The 15,149-nt window shown below is 69.8% G+C and carries 16 protein-coding genes; 9 read left to right on the plus strand and 7 right to left on the minus strand.

Annotation, left to right across the window (positions count from 1 at the left end; translation table 11 throughout):
- Nucleotides 1-31: 31 nt before the first annotated feature.
- The 4 genes from AC5P1C_RS17390 to AC5P1C_RS17405 are packed head-to-tail and all read left to right on the plus strand — an operon-like array spanning nucleotide 32 to nucleotide 3,455.
- A complete protein-coding gene (locus tag AC5P1C_RS17390) occupies nucleotides 32-853 on the plus strand; it encodes an ABC transporter permease (RefSeq protein WP_493866737.1) in 822 nt (273 codons plus the stop codon).
- A gap of 31 nt (nucleotides 854-884) precedes the next feature.
- On the plus strand, nucleotides 885-1,697 hold the full coding sequence (locus AC5P1C_RS17395; RefSeq protein ID WP_493866841.1) for an ABC transporter permease: 813 nt from the start codon (nucleotides 885-887) through the stop codon (nucleotides 1,695-1,697).
- A gap of 6 nt (nucleotides 1,698-1,703) precedes the next feature.
- A complete protein-coding gene (locus AC5P1C_RS17400; protein WP_493866738.1) occupies nucleotides 1,704-2,675 on the plus strand; it encodes an ABC transporter ATP-binding protein in 972 nt (323 codons plus the stop codon).
- Between the two features lie 9 nt (nucleotides 2,676-2,684).
- A complete protein-coding gene (locus AC5P1C_RS17405) occupies nucleotides 2,685-3,455 on the plus strand; it encodes a DUF1707 SHOCT-like domain-containing protein (RefSeq protein WP_493866739.1) in 771 nt (256 codons plus the stop codon).
- A 30-nt stretch (nucleotides 3,456-3,485) separates the two neighbouring features.
- On the opposite strand, the gene AC5P1C_RS17410 is transcribed toward AC5P1C_RS17405, so the two are convergent.
- Nucleotides 3,486-4,808, minus strand: a complete 1,323-nt coding sequence (locus AC5P1C_RS17410) for an SGNH/GDSL hydrolase family protein (RefSeq protein ID WP_493866740.1) — start codon at nucleotides 4,806-4,808, stop codon at nucleotides 3,486-3,488.
- 405 nt (nucleotides 4,809-5,213) lie between these two features.
- On the opposite strand from AC5P1C_RS17410, the gene AC5P1C_RS17415 reads away from it, so the two are divergent.
- The 3 genes from AC5P1C_RS17415 to AC5P1C_RS17425 all read left to right on the plus strand — a co-directional run bounded on the left by AC5P1C_RS17415 (nucleotide 5,214) and on the right by AC5P1C_RS17425 (nucleotide 8,350).
- Nucleotides 5,214-6,422, plus strand: coding sequence for a DUF445 domain-containing protein (locus tag AC5P1C_RS17415; protein ID WP_493866842.1), 1,209 nt, complete (start codon nucleotides 5,214-5,216; stop codon nucleotides 6,420-6,422).
- Between the two features lie 286 nt (nucleotides 6,423-6,708).
- Nucleotides 6,709-7,692, plus strand: a complete 984-nt coding sequence (locus tag AC5P1C_RS17420) for a GlxA family transcriptional regulator (RefSeq protein ID WP_493866843.1) — start codon at nucleotides 6,709-6,711, stop codon at nucleotides 7,690-7,692.
- A gap of 145 nt (nucleotides 7,693-7,837) precedes the next feature.
- Nucleotides 7,838-8,350, plus strand: a complete 513-nt coding sequence (locus AC5P1C_RS17425; RefSeq protein ID WP_493866741.1) for a hypothetical protein — start codon at nucleotides 7,838-7,840, stop codon at nucleotides 8,348-8,350.
- Nucleotides 8,351-8,428: 78 nt separating this feature from the next.
- Here AC5P1C_RS17425 and AC5P1C_RS17430 read toward each other — a convergent pair whose 3' ends face one another.
- Nucleotides 8,429-8,746, minus strand: coding sequence for a hypothetical protein (locus AC5P1C_RS17430; RefSeq protein WP_493866844.1), 318 nt, complete (start codon nucleotides 8,744-8,746; stop codon nucleotides 8,429-8,431).
- Between the two features lie 214 nt (nucleotides 8,747-8,960).
- Between AC5P1C_RS17430 and AC5P1C_RS17435 the strand changes: the two genes are divergently transcribed.
- Nucleotides 8,961-10,241: an FAD-dependent oxidoreductase gene (locus tag AC5P1C_RS17435; RefSeq protein ID WP_493866742.1), complete on the plus strand. Its 1,281-nt coding sequence runs from the start codon at nucleotides 8,961-8,963 to the stop codon at nucleotides 10,239-10,241.
- Between the two features lie 43 nt (nucleotides 10,242-10,284).
- Here AC5P1C_RS17435 and AC5P1C_RS17440 read toward each other — a convergent pair whose 3' ends face one another.
- The 3 genes from AC5P1C_RS17440 to AC5P1C_RS17450 all read right to left on the minus strand — a co-directional run bounded on the left by AC5P1C_RS17440 (nucleotide 10,285) and on the right by AC5P1C_RS17450 (nucleotide 12,563).
- Entirely contained in the window at nucleotides 10,285-11,211 is a 927-nt protein-coding gene (locus AC5P1C_RS17440) for a DUF1963 domain-containing protein (RefSeq protein ID WP_493866743.1), read from the minus strand.
- 309 nt (nucleotides 11,212-11,520) lie between these two features.
- On the minus strand, nucleotides 11,521-11,718 hold the full coding sequence (locus tag AC5P1C_RS17445; RefSeq protein ID WP_493866744.1) for a DUF397 domain-containing protein: 198 nt from the start codon (nucleotides 11,716-11,718) through the stop codon (nucleotides 11,521-11,523).
- A complete protein-coding gene (locus AC5P1C_RS17450) occupies nucleotides 11,718-12,563 on the minus strand; it encodes a helix-turn-helix domain-containing protein (protein WP_493866745.1) in 846 nt (281 codons plus the stop codon). The genes AC5P1C_RS17445 and AC5P1C_RS17450 overlap by 1 nt, the downstream gene beginning before the upstream one ends.
- A 205-nt stretch (nucleotides 12,564-12,768) precedes the next feature.
- On the opposite strand from AC5P1C_RS17450, the gene AC5P1C_RS17455 reads away from it, so the two are divergent.
- A complete protein-coding gene (locus AC5P1C_RS17455; RefSeq protein WP_493866746.1) occupies nucleotides 12,769-13,422 on the plus strand; it encodes an ATP-binding protein in 654 nt (217 codons plus the stop codon).
- 30 nt (nucleotides 13,423-13,452) lie between these two features.
- Here AC5P1C_RS17455 and AC5P1C_RS17460 read toward each other — a convergent pair whose 3' ends face one another.
- Nucleotides 13,453-13,983: a very short patch repair endonuclease gene (locus tag AC5P1C_RS17460; protein ID WP_493866747.1), complete on the minus strand. Its 531-nt coding sequence runs from the start codon at nucleotides 13,981-13,983 to the stop codon at nucleotides 13,453-13,455.
- A gap of 4 nt (nucleotides 13,984-13,987) precedes the next feature.
- Complete coding sequence (locus tag AC5P1C_RS17465; RefSeq protein WP_493866748.1) at nucleotides 13,988-15,103, minus strand: DNA cytosine methyltransferase; 1,116 nt, start codon at nucleotides 15,101-15,103, stop codon at nucleotides 13,988-13,990.
- Nucleotides 15,104-15,149 lie beyond the last annotated feature (46 nt).

Consider the following 15,149-nt stretch of genomic DNA (forward strand, 5'->3'; position numbering starts at 1 on the left):
CAAGGCTCTCGTCAAGACTCTTCTAAAGGGGATGCGTGTGCGTACAGGACGGTTCCGCTTGTACGCGGCCGTCGCCCGCGGAGGCTTCCGGCGCTACGCGACCTATCGGACGGCGACCCTGGCGGGGGTGTTCACCAACACCGTCTTCGGGCTGATCCTCGCCCACACGTACATCGCGCTGTGGGACGAGCGTCCCGGTCTCGGCGGCTACGACCAGTCGCAGGCGCTGACGTTCGTGTGGCTGGGACAGGCGCTCCTGATGGTGATGGCGGTGATGGGCGGTGGTTTCGAGGAGGAACTGATCGAGCGTATCCGCACGGGTGACATCGCGATCGACCTGTATCGGCCCGCTGACCTGCAGGCGTGGTGGCTCGCGGGTGACCTGGGCCGTGCGCTCTTCCACCTCCTGGGGCGTGGGGTCGTACCGATGGTGATCGGGGCGCTGATCTTCGATCTGGCGGTGCCCGCCGATCCGTGGACGTGGCTCGCGACGGCCGTGGCGATCGTGATGGGCGTCGTGGTGAGCTTCGCGCTGCGCTTCCTGGTGTCGCTCTCCGCGTTCTGGCTGATGGACGGCGCGGGCGTGGCCCAGATGGCGTGGCTCGCGGGGATCTTCTTCTCCGGGATGCTGCTTCCGCTCAACGTCTTCCCGGGAGCGCTCGGCGAGTTCGCGCGGGCGATGCCGTGGTCGGCGCTGATCCAGGTGCCCGCGGACGTGTTCCTCGGCAGGCACACCGGCTTCGACCTGCTCGCCACGTACGGCTTCCAGGCCGCGTGGGCCGCCGGGCTGCTGTGCGCCGGGCGGATGCTGCAGTCGGTGGCGACGCGACGGGTGGTGGTTCAGGGTGGCTGAGAGTCTCCTCGACGGGGTGCCGGACACACGGATGTCGCGGGCGCTCGACGGCGTGCGGACCTACCGCATGATCGCGGCCATGTGGATCCGCTCCACGATGGCCTACCGCGCGTCCTTCGCGATGACCGCGTTCGGCAACTTCGCGGCGACCGCGCTCGACTTCGTCGCGATCCTGCTGATGTTCTCCCAGGTGGACGCGTTGGGCGGCTACTCGCTGCCCGAAGTGGCCTTCCTGTACGGCTCGGCGGGCGCGGCCTTCGGCCTCGCCGACCTGGTCATGGGGTCGATGGACCGGCTGGGGCGGCGGGTGCGGGACGGCACCCTGGACACCCTGCTCGTACGGCCCGCTCCGGTGCTCGCGCAGGTCGCCGCCGACCGGTTCGCGCTGCGGCGCCTCGGCCGGATCACCCAGGGCCTGCTGGTCCTCGGCTACGCGCTGGTCGTGCTCGACATCCAGTGGACCCCGCTCAAGGTCCTGATGATCCCGCTGATGCTGCTCAGCGGCGGGGCGATCTTCGCCGCGGTGTTCGTGGCGGGCGCGGCCTTCCAGTTCGTGGCGCAGGACGCGTCCGAGGTGCAGAACGCCTTCACCTACGGCGGCACCACGATGCTCCAGTACCCGCCGACCGTATTCGCCAAGGACCTGGTGCGGGGCGTCACGTTCGTCCTGCCGCTCGCCTTCGTGAACTGGCTGCCCGCGCTGTACGTGCTCGGGCTGCCCTACCCGCTGGACCTGCCGCGCTGGCTGGCCCTCACCCCGCCGCTGGTGGCCGTCGGGTGCTGCGCCCTCGCCGGACTCGCCTGGCGTGCGGGACTTCGTTCGTATCGCAGCACGGGGAGCTGAACGCACGTGACATCAGAATCGGACTTCATCGAACTCGACGGCGTCGAGAAGGTCTTCGACGTACGCAAGAAGACCGGCTTCCTGCGGCGCGAGAAGCACGAGGTGCGTGCCGTCGACGGCATCACCTTCACCGTGCCGCGCGGCGAGATGGTCGGCTACATCGGGCCGAACGGCGCGGGCAAGTCGACGACGATCAAGATGCTGACGGGGATTCTCACGCCCAGCGGCGGCCGGTTGCGGGTGGCGGGCATCGACCCCTCCCGCGAGCGCACCCGCCTCGCGCGGCGCATCGGGGTGGTCTTCGGCCAGCGCACCACCCTGTGGTGGGACCTGCCGCTGATCGACTCGTACCGCCTGATGCACCGCATGTACCGGATCCCGGACGCCCGCTTCAAGGAGAACCTCGACCGCTGCGTCGAACTCCTCGAACTGGGCGCCCTGTTGGACGTACCGGTGCGTCAGCTCTCGCTCGGCCAGCGGATGCGCGGCGACATCGCGGCGGCGCTGCTCCACGACCCGGAGGTGCTGTACCTGGACGAGCCGACGATCGGCCTCGACGTGATCAGCAAGGCCAAGGTGCGGGAATTCCTGCGGGACCTGAACGCGGAGGCGGGCACGACGGTCCTGCTCACCACGCACGACCTGACCGACATCGAGCAGCTCTGCAAGCGCGTGATGGTCATCGACCACGGCCGCCTGATGTACGACGGCGCCCTCGCGGGGCTGCACGAGGTGGGGGAGAGCGAGCGGACCCTGGTCGTGGACCTGGAGCGCGAACTGCCGCCCATCGAGGTGGAGTCGGCGCGGGTGGTGAAGGTGGAGGGCCCGCGGCAGTGGCTCGCCTTCCCGGCGGCTCAGTCGGCGGCTCCGCTCGTCGCCCGGGTCGCGGCCGAGTACCCGATGGTCGACCTCTCGGTCAGGGAACCCGACATCGAGGCGGTCATCGCCAAGATGTACGCGGAGAAGACGACCTCGTAGGCTGCCCGTATGACCGACGAGCAGCCTCAACTCCCGGATCTCCGGGCCGCCGACGCCGACCGCGAACGCGTCGCCGAACGACTCCGTGACGCCGTGGCCGAGGGCCGCCTGGACATGGAGGAGTTCGAGGAGCGCCTGGACGCGACGTACAAGGCACGCACGTACGGCGATCTTGAGCCGATCACGCGGGACCTGCCGGATGTGGGCGCCAAGATCTCCATGGTGAAGCCCGGCTCGTCCCGCGACGGCGAGATCGACTGGCCGTCCCGCATCGGAGGCGAGCCCACCTCCACGGGCGCCTTCGCGTTCTGGAGCGGCTTCATGCGCAAGGGCGCCTGGACGGTGGGCCGGCGGTTCACCGCGTTCGCGATGTGGGGCGGCGGCGAGATCGACCTGCGTGAGACGCGGTTCGCGGAGCGCGACGTCGAGATCCGCTGCTTCACGATCATGGGCGGCATTCAGGTCACCGTGCCGCCCGAGCTGAACGTCCAGGTCAAGGGCTTCGGCATCATGGGCGGCTTCGACGACAAGGCCTCGGGCGAGGGCACCCCCGGCTCCCCGCGCGTGGTGGTCACCGGCTTCGCCCTGATGGGCGGCGTCGGCGTGGACCGCAAGCTGCCGCGGGCGGAGCGCCTGAGGCTCAAGGAGGAGCGCCGCCGCGAGAAGCTTGAGCGGCGCGAGGAGCGGCGTGCGGCACACTTCGATCGGGCCGAGGAGCACCGCCTGCGGCACGAGGCGCGGCACGAGCTGAACATGCGTAAGCGCGACGAGCGGGACTGAGCCGCGGTGACCGCGGCCCGGCGGCCGGAGCTACAGCTCCGCCGCCGCGGAGCCCCGCAGGTGCGCCAGGTTGAAGGTGTCCGCCATCTTCCGGTAGCCGGCGTCGCTCGGGTGCAGGTGGTCGCCCGAGTCGTACTGGGCGCGCAGCTTGCGGGGGTCGTACGGATCCCGCAGCGACCGGTCGAAGTCGACGAACTCGTCGAAGACGTTGCCCTGACGGATCTGTTCGTTCACGCCCTGGCGGACGTTCTCGAGCCCCGGCTCGTAGCCCCGGTGGCCGCCGAACGGCATCAGGGTCGCCCCGACGACCCGCAGGCCGCGTGCGTGCGCCTGCCGGGTCAGCTCCCGGAGCCCCTCGACGATGCGGTCGGGGTTGTTCTGGTGCGGGTTGCGCAGGATGTCGTTGACGCCGAGCGCGATGACGACGGCCTTGACGCCCGTCCGGTCGAGCACGTCGCGGCCGAAGCGCGAGAGGCCGCTCGGGTTGTCCGCGGGCGTTCCGTTGCCGTCCGAGAGGACGCGGTTGCCGCTGATCCCCTCGTTCACGACGCCGTAGCGCGGTCCGCCCGACTCGTCGCGCAGCCGGTCGGCGAGGGTGTCGGTCCAGCGGGTGTTGGCGCCCATGGTCGAGGAGATGCCGTCGGTGAGCGAGTCGCCGAAGACGACGACGGTGCCGTCCGACTCGTTGCTCAGGACGTCCACGGCCGACAGGTAGCGCCAGGAGGTGCTCTGCTGGCTGAACGCGATGCCGTCCAGGTCCTCCGTACGGTCGCCCTCGGCGATGTAGCTGACCTGGCGGGCGTGCGGGTGGAAGGTGGCCGGGCCCGAAGGGGTCGGCGAGAACGTCGTGACCAGGAGGTCGCCGTCGTGCGGCACGCGCAGCCGGACCGCGTCGCTCATCACCTGCTGGCCCGCGGGGATCACCACGGACGTGTTGCCGTTGAAGTTCAGGCGGCGCAGGGTGCCCGGGGCCGCGGCCGGGTTGTTCGACCCGACGGCCACGGCGATGGAGGCGTGGGTGATGCTCAGCGGCTGCTGCCCGTACAGGTTCGACAGGGTGATGCGGGCGCTGTCGCCGCCGACGCTGGTGTGCACGACGTTGCGGATGGAGCGGCCCGCGAAGCCGTTGCGGTGCGTGTTCGGTTCGGCGGCCGCGGGGGATGCGGCCCAGGTGCCGACCCATGTGCCGGCGGAGGCGGGTGCCGCGGAGTTGCGCGGGCTGCGTGACCCCGCGCTGATGGTGTCCTGAGATCCGTCGTCGGTGTGTGACACACCGAGGTATATGGCGGCGGAAATCACCACTATCACCGCGAGCACCGCGGCAAGCAGGGCATAACCGTGACGCTTGGTCATGCGGGCTGTGTCTCCTCGAGCAGGGGGAGCCCGAGGCTCCGATGTGATCACCCCATGATGCGTCATGGGCCGTGAGGCGGCCGACACTGCCCCCCTCCGACCATTCAGACGCCGGGAACTTGTGCTCCGTTCCAGGAGTCGGTCAGGAAGGGACGCAGAGAGACGGGGACAATACGTATGAGGACGCCGCGAATCACGCGAACGGGCCAGGTGGAGTGAGTGGAACGTACGAATCGATCAGTTCCGGAGGGCGTGGCCGAGGGGGCCGCGGCTGAGGGGCGTGCTGCCGGGCAGCATGCCCGCGAGCCACACCCTTCAAGCGGCGGCGTCGCCTCCGGCCCAGGCGTGGGGGGCGGCTTCACGTACAGCCCCGCCGACGAGGAGAAGCGGCGCGGCGTCCGCCGGATGAAGATCACCGCGACCGGCCTCCTCGTCTTCGTCGCGCTCGTCTACGTACTCGCCAAGTGGGCCCAGAACACCGGCGCCGGTGCCTGGGCGGGGTATGTCGCCGCGGCGGCCGAGGCGGGCATGGTCGGCGCGCTCGCCGACTGGTTCGCGGTGACGGCGCTCTTCCGCCACCCGCTGGGCCTGCCCATCCCGCACACGGCCATCATCCCGAACAAAAAGGACCAACTGGGCGCGTCCCTCGGCGACTTCGTGGGCGAGAATTTCCTCTCCTCGGACGTCGTACGAGGCAGGCTGCGCGCCGTGGGCATCGGCAGCCGCCTCGGCACCTGGCTCGCGGACCCCGATCACGCCGACCGGGTGACCGCCGAACTGGCCACGGCGCTGCGCGGCGCCTTGACGGTCCTGCGCGACTCGGACGTGCAGGCGGTCGTCGGCGAGGCCATCACGCGCCGTGCCGACGCGCAGGAGATCGCGCCCGGCATCGGGAAGATGCTGGAGAAGGTCGTGGCGGACGGCGGCCACAAGCGGGTCGTGGACCTGGTCTGCGCACGCGCCCACGACTGGCTGGTGGAGCACGACGAGTCGGTCATGGACGCGGTGCAGGGCGGCGCCCCCGGCTGGACCCCGCGGTTCGTCGACAAGAGGGTCGGCGAGCGGGTCTACAAGGAGCTGCTCCGCTTCCTCGCCGAGATGCGGGACATGCCCGAGCACCCGGCGCGCGGCGCCGTCGACCGCTTCCTGGCCGACTTCGCCGCCGACCTGCAGTCCGACTCGGACACCCGCGAGCGCGTGGAGCGCCTCAAGCGGGACGTCCTCGGCCGCGGCGAGGTGCAGGACCTGATCGCCTCCGCCTGGTCGGCGGTGCGCCAGATGATCGTGGCCGCGGCCGAGGACGAGCAGAGCGAGCTGCGCCTGCGGGTGCGGGCCGCGCTGCTGTCGCTCGGCGCGCGGATGGCGACGGACGGACGGCTCCAGCAGAAGGTGGACGGCTGGGTCGAGGGCGCGGCGGTGTACGTGGTGACGACGTACCGCGACGAGATCACGTCCCTGATCACGGACACGGTGGCGGGCTGGGACGCCGAGCACACGTCGAAGAAGATCGAGGCCCACATCGGCCGCGACCTGCAGTTCATCCGGATCAACGGCACGGTGGTGGGGGCGCTGGCGGGGCTTGCGATCTATGCGGTGTCGCACGCGGTCTTCTAGCCTGTCCGGGGGTTTTCGGCCCGTCCGGCGTTTGGGTTTTCAGCCCGTCCGGCGTTTGAGGACGAGCTCGGCGGAGCCGGTGCGGACGGTGTGGACGGTGTGGACGGTGCGCAGGGCTTCGGGGCGGTTGGGTTGTGGGTTTTCGGCCCGTCCGGCGTTTGAGGACGAGCTCGGCGGAGCCGGTGATGACGGCATGCGAGGCCCCCGCGCCGAGCGGGTTTTCGGGAAGGGGCGGGATTGGGGAAAGGAAGGTGACGTGACCAACCTCCAGGTGACCAAGTCCCAGGTGACCAAGCCACACAGGATCGCGGTCCTGGTCAGAGACGGCGTACTCCCCATGGAGCTGGGCCTGGTCCACCAGCTGTTCGGCAACGCGCGCAGCCCTTCCGGGGACCCGCTCTACGCCCTCCGCACCTGCGCCCTGACCCCCGGCAGAATCCGCACGGACGCGGATTTCCCCGTATACGCCGAGCACGGCCCCGAGGCGGTGGCAGCCGCGGACACGGTGATCGTCCCGGCCTCGCACGAACAGGACGAGTCGCTGAGGCCGGGCGAGCTCCCGCCCGCCCTCGCGGAGACGCTGAGGTCCGCCACGGACACCGGCGCCCGCATCGCCTCCATCTGCACCGGTGCCTTCGTCCTCGCGGCAGCCGGCTTCCTGGACGGCCGCAGGGCGACGACGCACTGGCTCTCGACGGACCTCTTCGCCCGCACGTTTCCCACCGTGACGGTCGACCCCGACGTCCTGTACGTGGACGAGGGCCAGGTCCTCACCTCCGCGGGCGAGGCGGCGGGCATCGACCTCTGCCTGCACATGATCCGCGGCGACCAGGGCGCGGCGGTGGCGTCCGACGTGGCCCGCAGGACCGTCGTACCCCCGCACCGCGAGGGCGGCCAGGCCCAGTACATCCGACGCCCGGTGGCGGAGCCCCGCCGCACGTCGACGGGCCGGGCGAGGGAGTGGGCACAGGGGCGTCTGGAGGAGCCCCTGACGCTGGCCGAGATGGCAGAGCAGGAGTCCATGAGCATCCGCACCTTCAGCCGCCGCTTCCGCGAGGAGACGGGCCTGACGCCGATGCAGTGGCTCACCCAGCGCCGCGTGGACCGGGCCCGCGAGCTCCTGGAGGAGACGGACCGCACGGTCGACCGCATCGCGGCGGAGGCGGGCTTCGGCACGGGCGCGTCGCTGAGGCAGCACTTCCAGGCGGGGCTGGGGGTGTCGCCGGGGGCGTACCGGATGACGTTCAGGGGGACGAGGGGCTCAGCCTGAGGGGGCCTGGGGCCTGGGGCCTGGGGCCTGGGGTCTGGGGTCTGGGGTCTGGGGGTCTGGGGGTCTGGGGGGATGTACGGAGGGCCGGCCGGTCTGAGTACGCGTACTCTGTCGCGCCCCGCGGCGAGGTCGCAGGCTCGTACGCATGACGGCGAAGTCGATGAACATGAGCCCGCGCATCAGCACACGCATGAACCTGCACATGAACCCGCGCCACGAACTGAGCCCCATAAATCCGCGGAACCTGCTGGCATCCGTGCCCGACAGTCCTCCCCTGCGGCGCTGGGTGACGCGTGCCATGGGGGCCGCCCTCGCGGCGTCGGCGTACCTCCTGTGCCTGCCCTGGGACCTGCGCAACCGCCCCGAGACGCCGGGCGCGATCAACGAGACGTCACCGGTGACGGCGCTCGGCATCACGGCCCTGACCGTCGCGATGCTGTCCCTGGCGGCCTACTTCGGGTTCCGCGACCGCCTCGGCTGGGCGCTGCTCCTGGTGGCCGGTCCACCGGCGACACTGATGTACGTCTCCTTCGACAGCCACCCGGGGCCGGACGCGGCGGTGTGGCCGCTGGCGTGGGGGTTCTTCGTGCTGGTGATGGGGGCGGGGGTGCTTGCGGTGGCGGGCTTCGCGCGGCTGTTCAGGGACAGCGAGGCCTGAGCGGCGTCTGACTGCGATCTGACCGCAGTCAGACCGCAGTCAGACCGCAGTCAGACCGCAGTCAAACCGCAGTCACAGTCAGGCCGTGGTCTGCCGACGGCGATCGGCGAGCACCCACGAGGCAAGCCCCACGCCACCGGCGGCCCCAAAGACGGCGGGCCAGGCGCCGACCTTCTTGGCGAGGGGGTGCGACCCGGCGAAGGCGGCGACGTACACGGCACTGAGCGCGGCGGCGGTCTTCACGCCCGCGCTCTGCCGCCATTGCTGAGCGGCGCAGGCCCCCGCGGCGGCGAGGACGACACCACCGAGGGCGCGCTTCTTGGTCCAACGGGCGACGGCGTACCCACCGACGAGTCCACCGACGGCGGTTGCCGCTGCTGCCGGAACCTTCGCCACGCCTGCCTCGCCCGCCATGCCTGCCTCGCCCGCCACGCCTGCCTCGCTTCCACGGCTTCCAGCCGATACGTCCCTCGACATGTCCGTGGCCGAGGCTAACGCGCTGCCAGGAAGCCTTGCGGCGAGGGGGCCTGCGGCACGTAGGTTGGTGAGGGTGCGCGCTGCGGCCGAGCGGCGCGATCGAAGGCGCACCGACGAGGGACCGATAGTAGAGATGACCGCGCGAACCCCTGCCCCCACCACCCGAACCGCCCTGGTCATCGGAGGTGGCATAGCAGGCTTGGTGGCAGCGATGGCACTGCACAAGGCGGGCATCGAGGCGAGGGTGTACGAGGCGTACGACTCCAGGTCGAGCGGCCGGGGCGGCAGCGGTCGTGGCGAAGGGGGCGGCCGGGGCGGCGGCATGACCATCGCCCCGAACGGCCAACAGGCGCTGGAGGCGATCGACGCGGCGGAGACGGTGAGCGCGATCGGTACGCCGGTGACGGCCCTTGGCCTGCGCAGCTGGACGGGTAGGCACCTGGCTCAACTCACCCCGCCCGCCGACCTCCCCACCACGCGCTTCGTCTGGCGCACGGAGTTGCACGAGGCACTCGCGGAGGAGGCTTCGCGGCGGGGGGTTCTTGCCCACAGGGGCAAGCGGCTCCTGGACGCGACGGACACGGGCACGGGCGTGACGGCACGTTTCGCGGACGGATCGCAGGAGAGAGCGGACATCCTGATCGGCGCGGACGGCATGCGCTCGACGGTGCGTTCGCTGATCGACCCCTCGGTGCCGAAGCCGCACTACGCAGGAACGCTGACGTTCACGGCACGCGTACGGAAAACGGAACTCCCTTCAACGGAGGGGGTGTTGTACATGTGCTACGGCAAGCGGGCGTACTTCGCGTACCAGATCTTCGACGACGGGTCGGCGGCCTGGTTCGCGAACCTGCCGCACCGCGAGCCGATGACGCCGGCGGAGGCGCAGGCGGTGGGCGCGGGAGAGTGGCTGAAGCGCCTCGGCGAGGCCTTCACTAACGACCGCACCCCGGCACCGGACCTCCTGGCGGAGACGGCCCCGGAGGACGTGGTGATCGCAGGCCCGACGGAGACGATGCCGCCCGTCCCCGCCTGGAGCCGGGGCCGCATGATCCTGATCGGAGACGCGGCCCACGCGATGTCCCCGACTTCGGGCCAGGGCGCGTCCTTGGCCACGGAGAGCGCGGTACAACTGGCCCGCTGCCTACGGGACTTGCCGGTCGCCAAGGCCTTCAAGGCGTACGAGTCGCTGCGCCGCCCCCGGGTGGACCGCATCCTGAAACACACGACGGCGACTCCAACGTCCACGTCAGCAGCGGCCCGAACGGCCACTCCAAAGCCGGCGGGCCCGCTGGGCCGGGCTCTGCGGGATGCGTTGCTGCCGGTGGCGACGAAGATGGGTGGGGCTGGGGGAGCGGTTTGGGGGGCTTGGCAGTTCGAGCATCGGATTGATTGGGATGAGCGGGTGGGGTGAGGGGCGGACGGCCCTGACGGGCCAGCCGAGAGGTCCCCGCCCCTCACGAACAGTCTGAGTGGTACCGGAAGGGCATACCGGGGCAGCCATGCCCGCAGACGAAGAGATACATGCCGCCCATGTCGCCGAGCATGATGCCGGGCGCGCGCTGAAGGACCTTCCGTTCCTCGTGGGAAAGCTCGGAGATGCTCCACCCGTCGTCCCCCGCGCCACGATCCTCGACGGGCACCCAGCGCCGCCAGGAAGCCCCGTCGAACTCGGCGCTCGAGATGGTCACCAGGTGCCGCATGCGCTGCCCGCAGGGGCCGGGGCAGGTGGGCCAATAGGGTTCCTGGGTCCAACTCGGATAGCCGCCCACCTTGATGCCGGGAGCGACACTGAGGTGGGACCAGTAGGCGCAGGGACGCCCCTCGTCCTCGGCGCGTTCCTCCATCTCCTCGAACGTCTCCTCCAGTTCCTCGGCCAGCGTGTCGTCGAGATCCCAGTTCGGATACTCGACGACCCGCTCCGGGTGGAGCACGCAGAGGTCCGGCAGATAGTCGTCATCGGCATCGAGGGGTGGGGGCGGGTGCTCGACCAGCGGTCCGCACCGCGAGCTGTCCCGCCAGTAGATCTCGGGCCGAGGCACGTAACCGGCTTCATGATCAAAGGGACACCAGACGACCTGCAGCACGTCACTGCCCTCAGGAAAGGGCAGTACAGGCACATCGCGGGCGTACAACTGAAGCACCGGAACCATGACGTGCGCGCCACCATTGCCGCGCGGCGCGAGCCGGGTCCGCGGATGCGAGTCCTCGCAGAGCGGCCAGTCCTCCCCCACGGGCCACACCAACGGCCCACCCACGGAACTGTCCCCGACCCCGGGCTCCCCCCGCCGGGGGTGCAGCCGCACGGCCTCGCGACGCAGGGCAGCGATCGCGGGGAAGAGCGCCTCGACGTCCAGGAGGGGTGGTGGGGTGGTGCGGGGCATGGGGGTGGCTCCTGGTGGTTCGGTCGGGATGGCTCTTCCACAACTACGGTTGCGGCCACACCGGGTCGGATACGGGTGGCGTGGAGCCGGCCTAGGGGTGCGGAACGTCTCGTGATGACGCCCTCACGGGGAGCGGTGAGGCAGGCCGTACGGCACGGGGCGAGTTGCAGGAAAATCCCACTCCGCCCGCTCCCCGACCGGCGTGTCGTGGGATTTTCTTGCAACCACGAGATCTGCGAGATCCGCGGAGCCCACGGGGCGGCACCGGAGGTCGGTCGGATCTTGGGTGAGGGCGGGGTGATCGCTGGGTCAGGGCAGCGGTATGTCTCGTATGGATGCGAGGAATCCGGCCCAGGCATTCGGCTCGATGCTGAGTCGAGCGTGGGTGGTGCGCTTCGAGTCACGGATCAGGACCCTGCGCCGAGTCACCGCCACCTCGACACATTCGGTACCGGAGCCCCCGCTGTAGGAGGACTTGAACCAGTGGAGAGGGCGTCCGGCGTCCATCACAGCTCCATGAGACTTCGGCGAATGGCTTCGCTGGATGATGGCAGATCAAGGGCTTGTGCACGAAGGTAATCGAACGCCAACTTGTACCGTTCGAGCTCCTTCGGCTTCTCCATGAAGAGCCCGCCGCCGAGGAGATCCACGTAGACGACATCCAAGTCCTCGGTCTCGCCCCGCAGAAGCGCGAAGCTTCCTACTGCGGCCGCGTGCGCCCCTGCCGAGAACGGCAGTATCTGGACGGTCACTTGTGGGGTCCCGGACAGGTCCAAGAGGTGTTGCAGTTGCTCCCGCATGACGTCGGGCCCGCCGACGACGCGGTGGATGGCGGCTTCGTCGACGACGGTCCAGATGTGGGGTGGCTCGGAGCGCTGAAGGAGAGCCTGCCTCTTCATGCGAATGTCGACCATGTGCTGCACCTCGCGATCCGAGCAGCCCACCTCGGACGCCCGGTGCACGGCTTCGGCGTACGCCCTGGTCTGGAACAGACCGGGGATGTACATGCACGCATAGTGGTCCTCGCGCACCACCTCGTCCTCAAGGGTCAGCATCAGGTTCATGGACTCAGGGACGGGGTCGGCCAGGGAGCGCCACCACCCTTGAATTCTTGCCCCTTTGGCGAGTTCGACCAGAGCTTCGCGTACGTCGTCGGGCGCGTCGTACTCGCGGCAAAGGGCATCCACCGCAGGCCACTTGACCGTGCCTTCCTTGGTCTCGTACCGGCTGAGGGTGGCCTTGGAGATGCCCACGCGAGCGCCCGCGTCCTCCAGCGTGAGCCCTTTGCGTTCGCGCAGACGGCGAAGGTCGGCGCCGAGCTGGCGACGGCGGGTGGTCGGCCCAACTGCCATGTTCCTGGCCTTTCTTGTTGATCGATCCGAGAGTGCCCGTGCATCGGCGGCGGAGCAAGGGCGTACGACCAGGGGCGTGCGCGAGAGTCGTGTGCTCCCGTAACTCTGGTGTGAGAGTTCCATTTTGAGAGTTCCACTGCAACCCTGAGTGCACAGGCGGGCACAACAAGCGAGGCCTGCCCGGTGTGAAGGGGGATGGTCGAGCATGTCCGACTGCCGATGTCGGGTGCTGCGAAAGTCGTGGGAACTGCCCTTTCTGGCCGAGCCGGAGGAGGTGGCAGCCCTGCGGCGCATCGTGCGGCTTCATCTGACTCAGTGGGGGTTGCCTCACGTAGTCGAAGCGGCCCAGCTGTGCGTGAGTGAGCTGGTGGCCAACGTCATTTCGCACGTCGGCCCGCAGACACCCACGACATGCGGTCTCACGATGAAGGACACGTGTGTCCGTATCGAGGTCAGCGACCCCGATACCCGTGCGCTGCCGACCTTGATCTCGGCCGAGGTAGATGCGGAGAGTGGGCGAGGCATGGCCCTGCTCGATGCCGTCGCCGACCGATGGGGCGTGATCCTTCGGAGCGACTCCAAGGTCACCTGGTGCGAACTGGGCACAGGGCTCGGGTCGCCGACCGGTCACACGGGCGGAATGCGGGTCGATCGTGCTGAAGCTCTGATCGGCTGCTACGGCGGGAGAGGGGCTCCGGGGCGCGGGTTGGGTTCATGCTTGACGGTCGCGGTCGGGGAAGAGGCCGCGATCGATGCCATCGCGGACCTCCTGCACTGGCTGCGGGCTCATGGCTGCGATCCAGACGAGGTGTTGGATCGTGCGCAGATGCACTTCGAGGCCGAGGCAACAGAGGTATGAGCCGAGGATCGCCGGACGTCGAAGCCCGTTTCACGGCAGTTCGGTTCGCCCGTCTGCTCGCACCGGCCGGGAGTTGGTGCCCTTTCCCGGACGAGCCGCCGGACGTGGTCCCCGACTGGTGGATGCGGGGCGCCCCACTTGCTTCGCCGATCGGATCACGGTGGCCACTTGAACGGCCACCTGCTCCGGCTTCTCGTGCTCCCAGAAGCGGAGGACGGTCCAGCCGAGAGATTCGAGGTGAGCGGTGGTCCTGGTGTCGCGCATTGCGTTCTTGTTGATCTTTTCGCGCCAGAACGCGGGGTTCGACTTCGGGAAGGTGGCGTGCTCGGGGCAGCCGTGCCAGAAGCAGCCGTCGATGAAGACGGCGACGCGTGGCCCGGGGAAGGCGATGTCGATCGTGCTGCGGGCCATTCCCGGGACGCGTCTCTGCAACCTGTAGCGGAGGCCTGCGGAATGGAGCAACCGGCGGACGGTCACCTCCGGTCTGGTGTCCCGAGAGGGTTGCCTGCTCATGCGCGCGGAGACGTCGGGGGACGACGGGATCGGGCGTGAGGCGGGCATGATCTCAGTGTGGGGCGACTGCGTCGGCCGCGTCACGGACCCGCGGGGACCAGTCCGCGAGCGCGCGCCACACGTCCTCACCCGGGGCCGCCAGGCCGAGCACGGCACTGAGGACGTGGATGCCGAGGCGGGGCGGAACGGCGTTGCCGATCTGTTGGGAGATGTCGCCGCCGGACCAGGGGAACTGCTTCGGGAAGGTCTGGAGCTGACCTGCCTCGCCGGTGGTCAGCCGGGGGAGGTCATGCTCCGTCGCGTCGTCGGTGACGATGCGATTGCGGGAGACCTTGCCGGTCACCGTGGCCGCGGGTTCGCAGGAACGACGTCTGCCACGGAGCTTGGGATCGCCGCCGGTGCCGTAGTTCGAGACGACCCGGAAGGGGGCGATGCGCTCGGTCAGCACGTCCTCCATGGCCACCCAACTCTGGAGCACGAGATCGCCCGGAGGGCGTGGGGCGCCCTTGCGATAGCGCTGGTGTGTGGGTGTGGGCAGGGCGGCCGTGTGCCCGTCACGTCTGGCCACGAGGATCGCGCGGCGGCGGGTCTGCGGGACGCCGAATTCCTCGGTGTGCAGGATGCCGTGGGCCACCGAGTAGCCCTCGCCCGCGAGGGCTGCCCCGTACGCCTCCCAGACGGGGAGAACCGCCGGCACCTGCTCGAGGACGATGGCGTCGTACGGGCGGAGCTCGTCGTTGTCGATCGCGTTCAGCGCCCAGCGCAATGGCTCCAGGACGAGCCCGGTGCGCTCGTCGTCCATGTCGGCGAGGTCGGCGTCGATGTTGGTGCGTGCGTCACGGTCGACCAGGCGTTGGACGAACTTCAACACGTCGTCCAGGGCACGGCGACCGGCCCCGCTGCCGGCGACGGTGAAACTCTGACAGGGTGGGCCTCCGGCGAGGACATTCGCCTCGGGGAAGTTCTCCGGACCGTAATTGCGCACGTCGCCGTGGATCGATCGGAGCCCTGCGGCGGCACGCGTCGTCACGGCGTTGGCGTCCCATTCGATCCCCAGCGAGGGGACCCCCAGAACCGTCGCGGCCATGTCCAGCCCGCCGGGGCCGGCGAAAAGGTCCACGATGTGGAAATCCACAGGTGGGAGCTGGTGAGGCAGTGCGACGGTCATGGTGAGCGAGTTTATAGGTGATGACGGGGGCGGGGGAGCGGGTGGA

Source organism: Streptomyces sp. A18, from assembly GCF_059026065.1.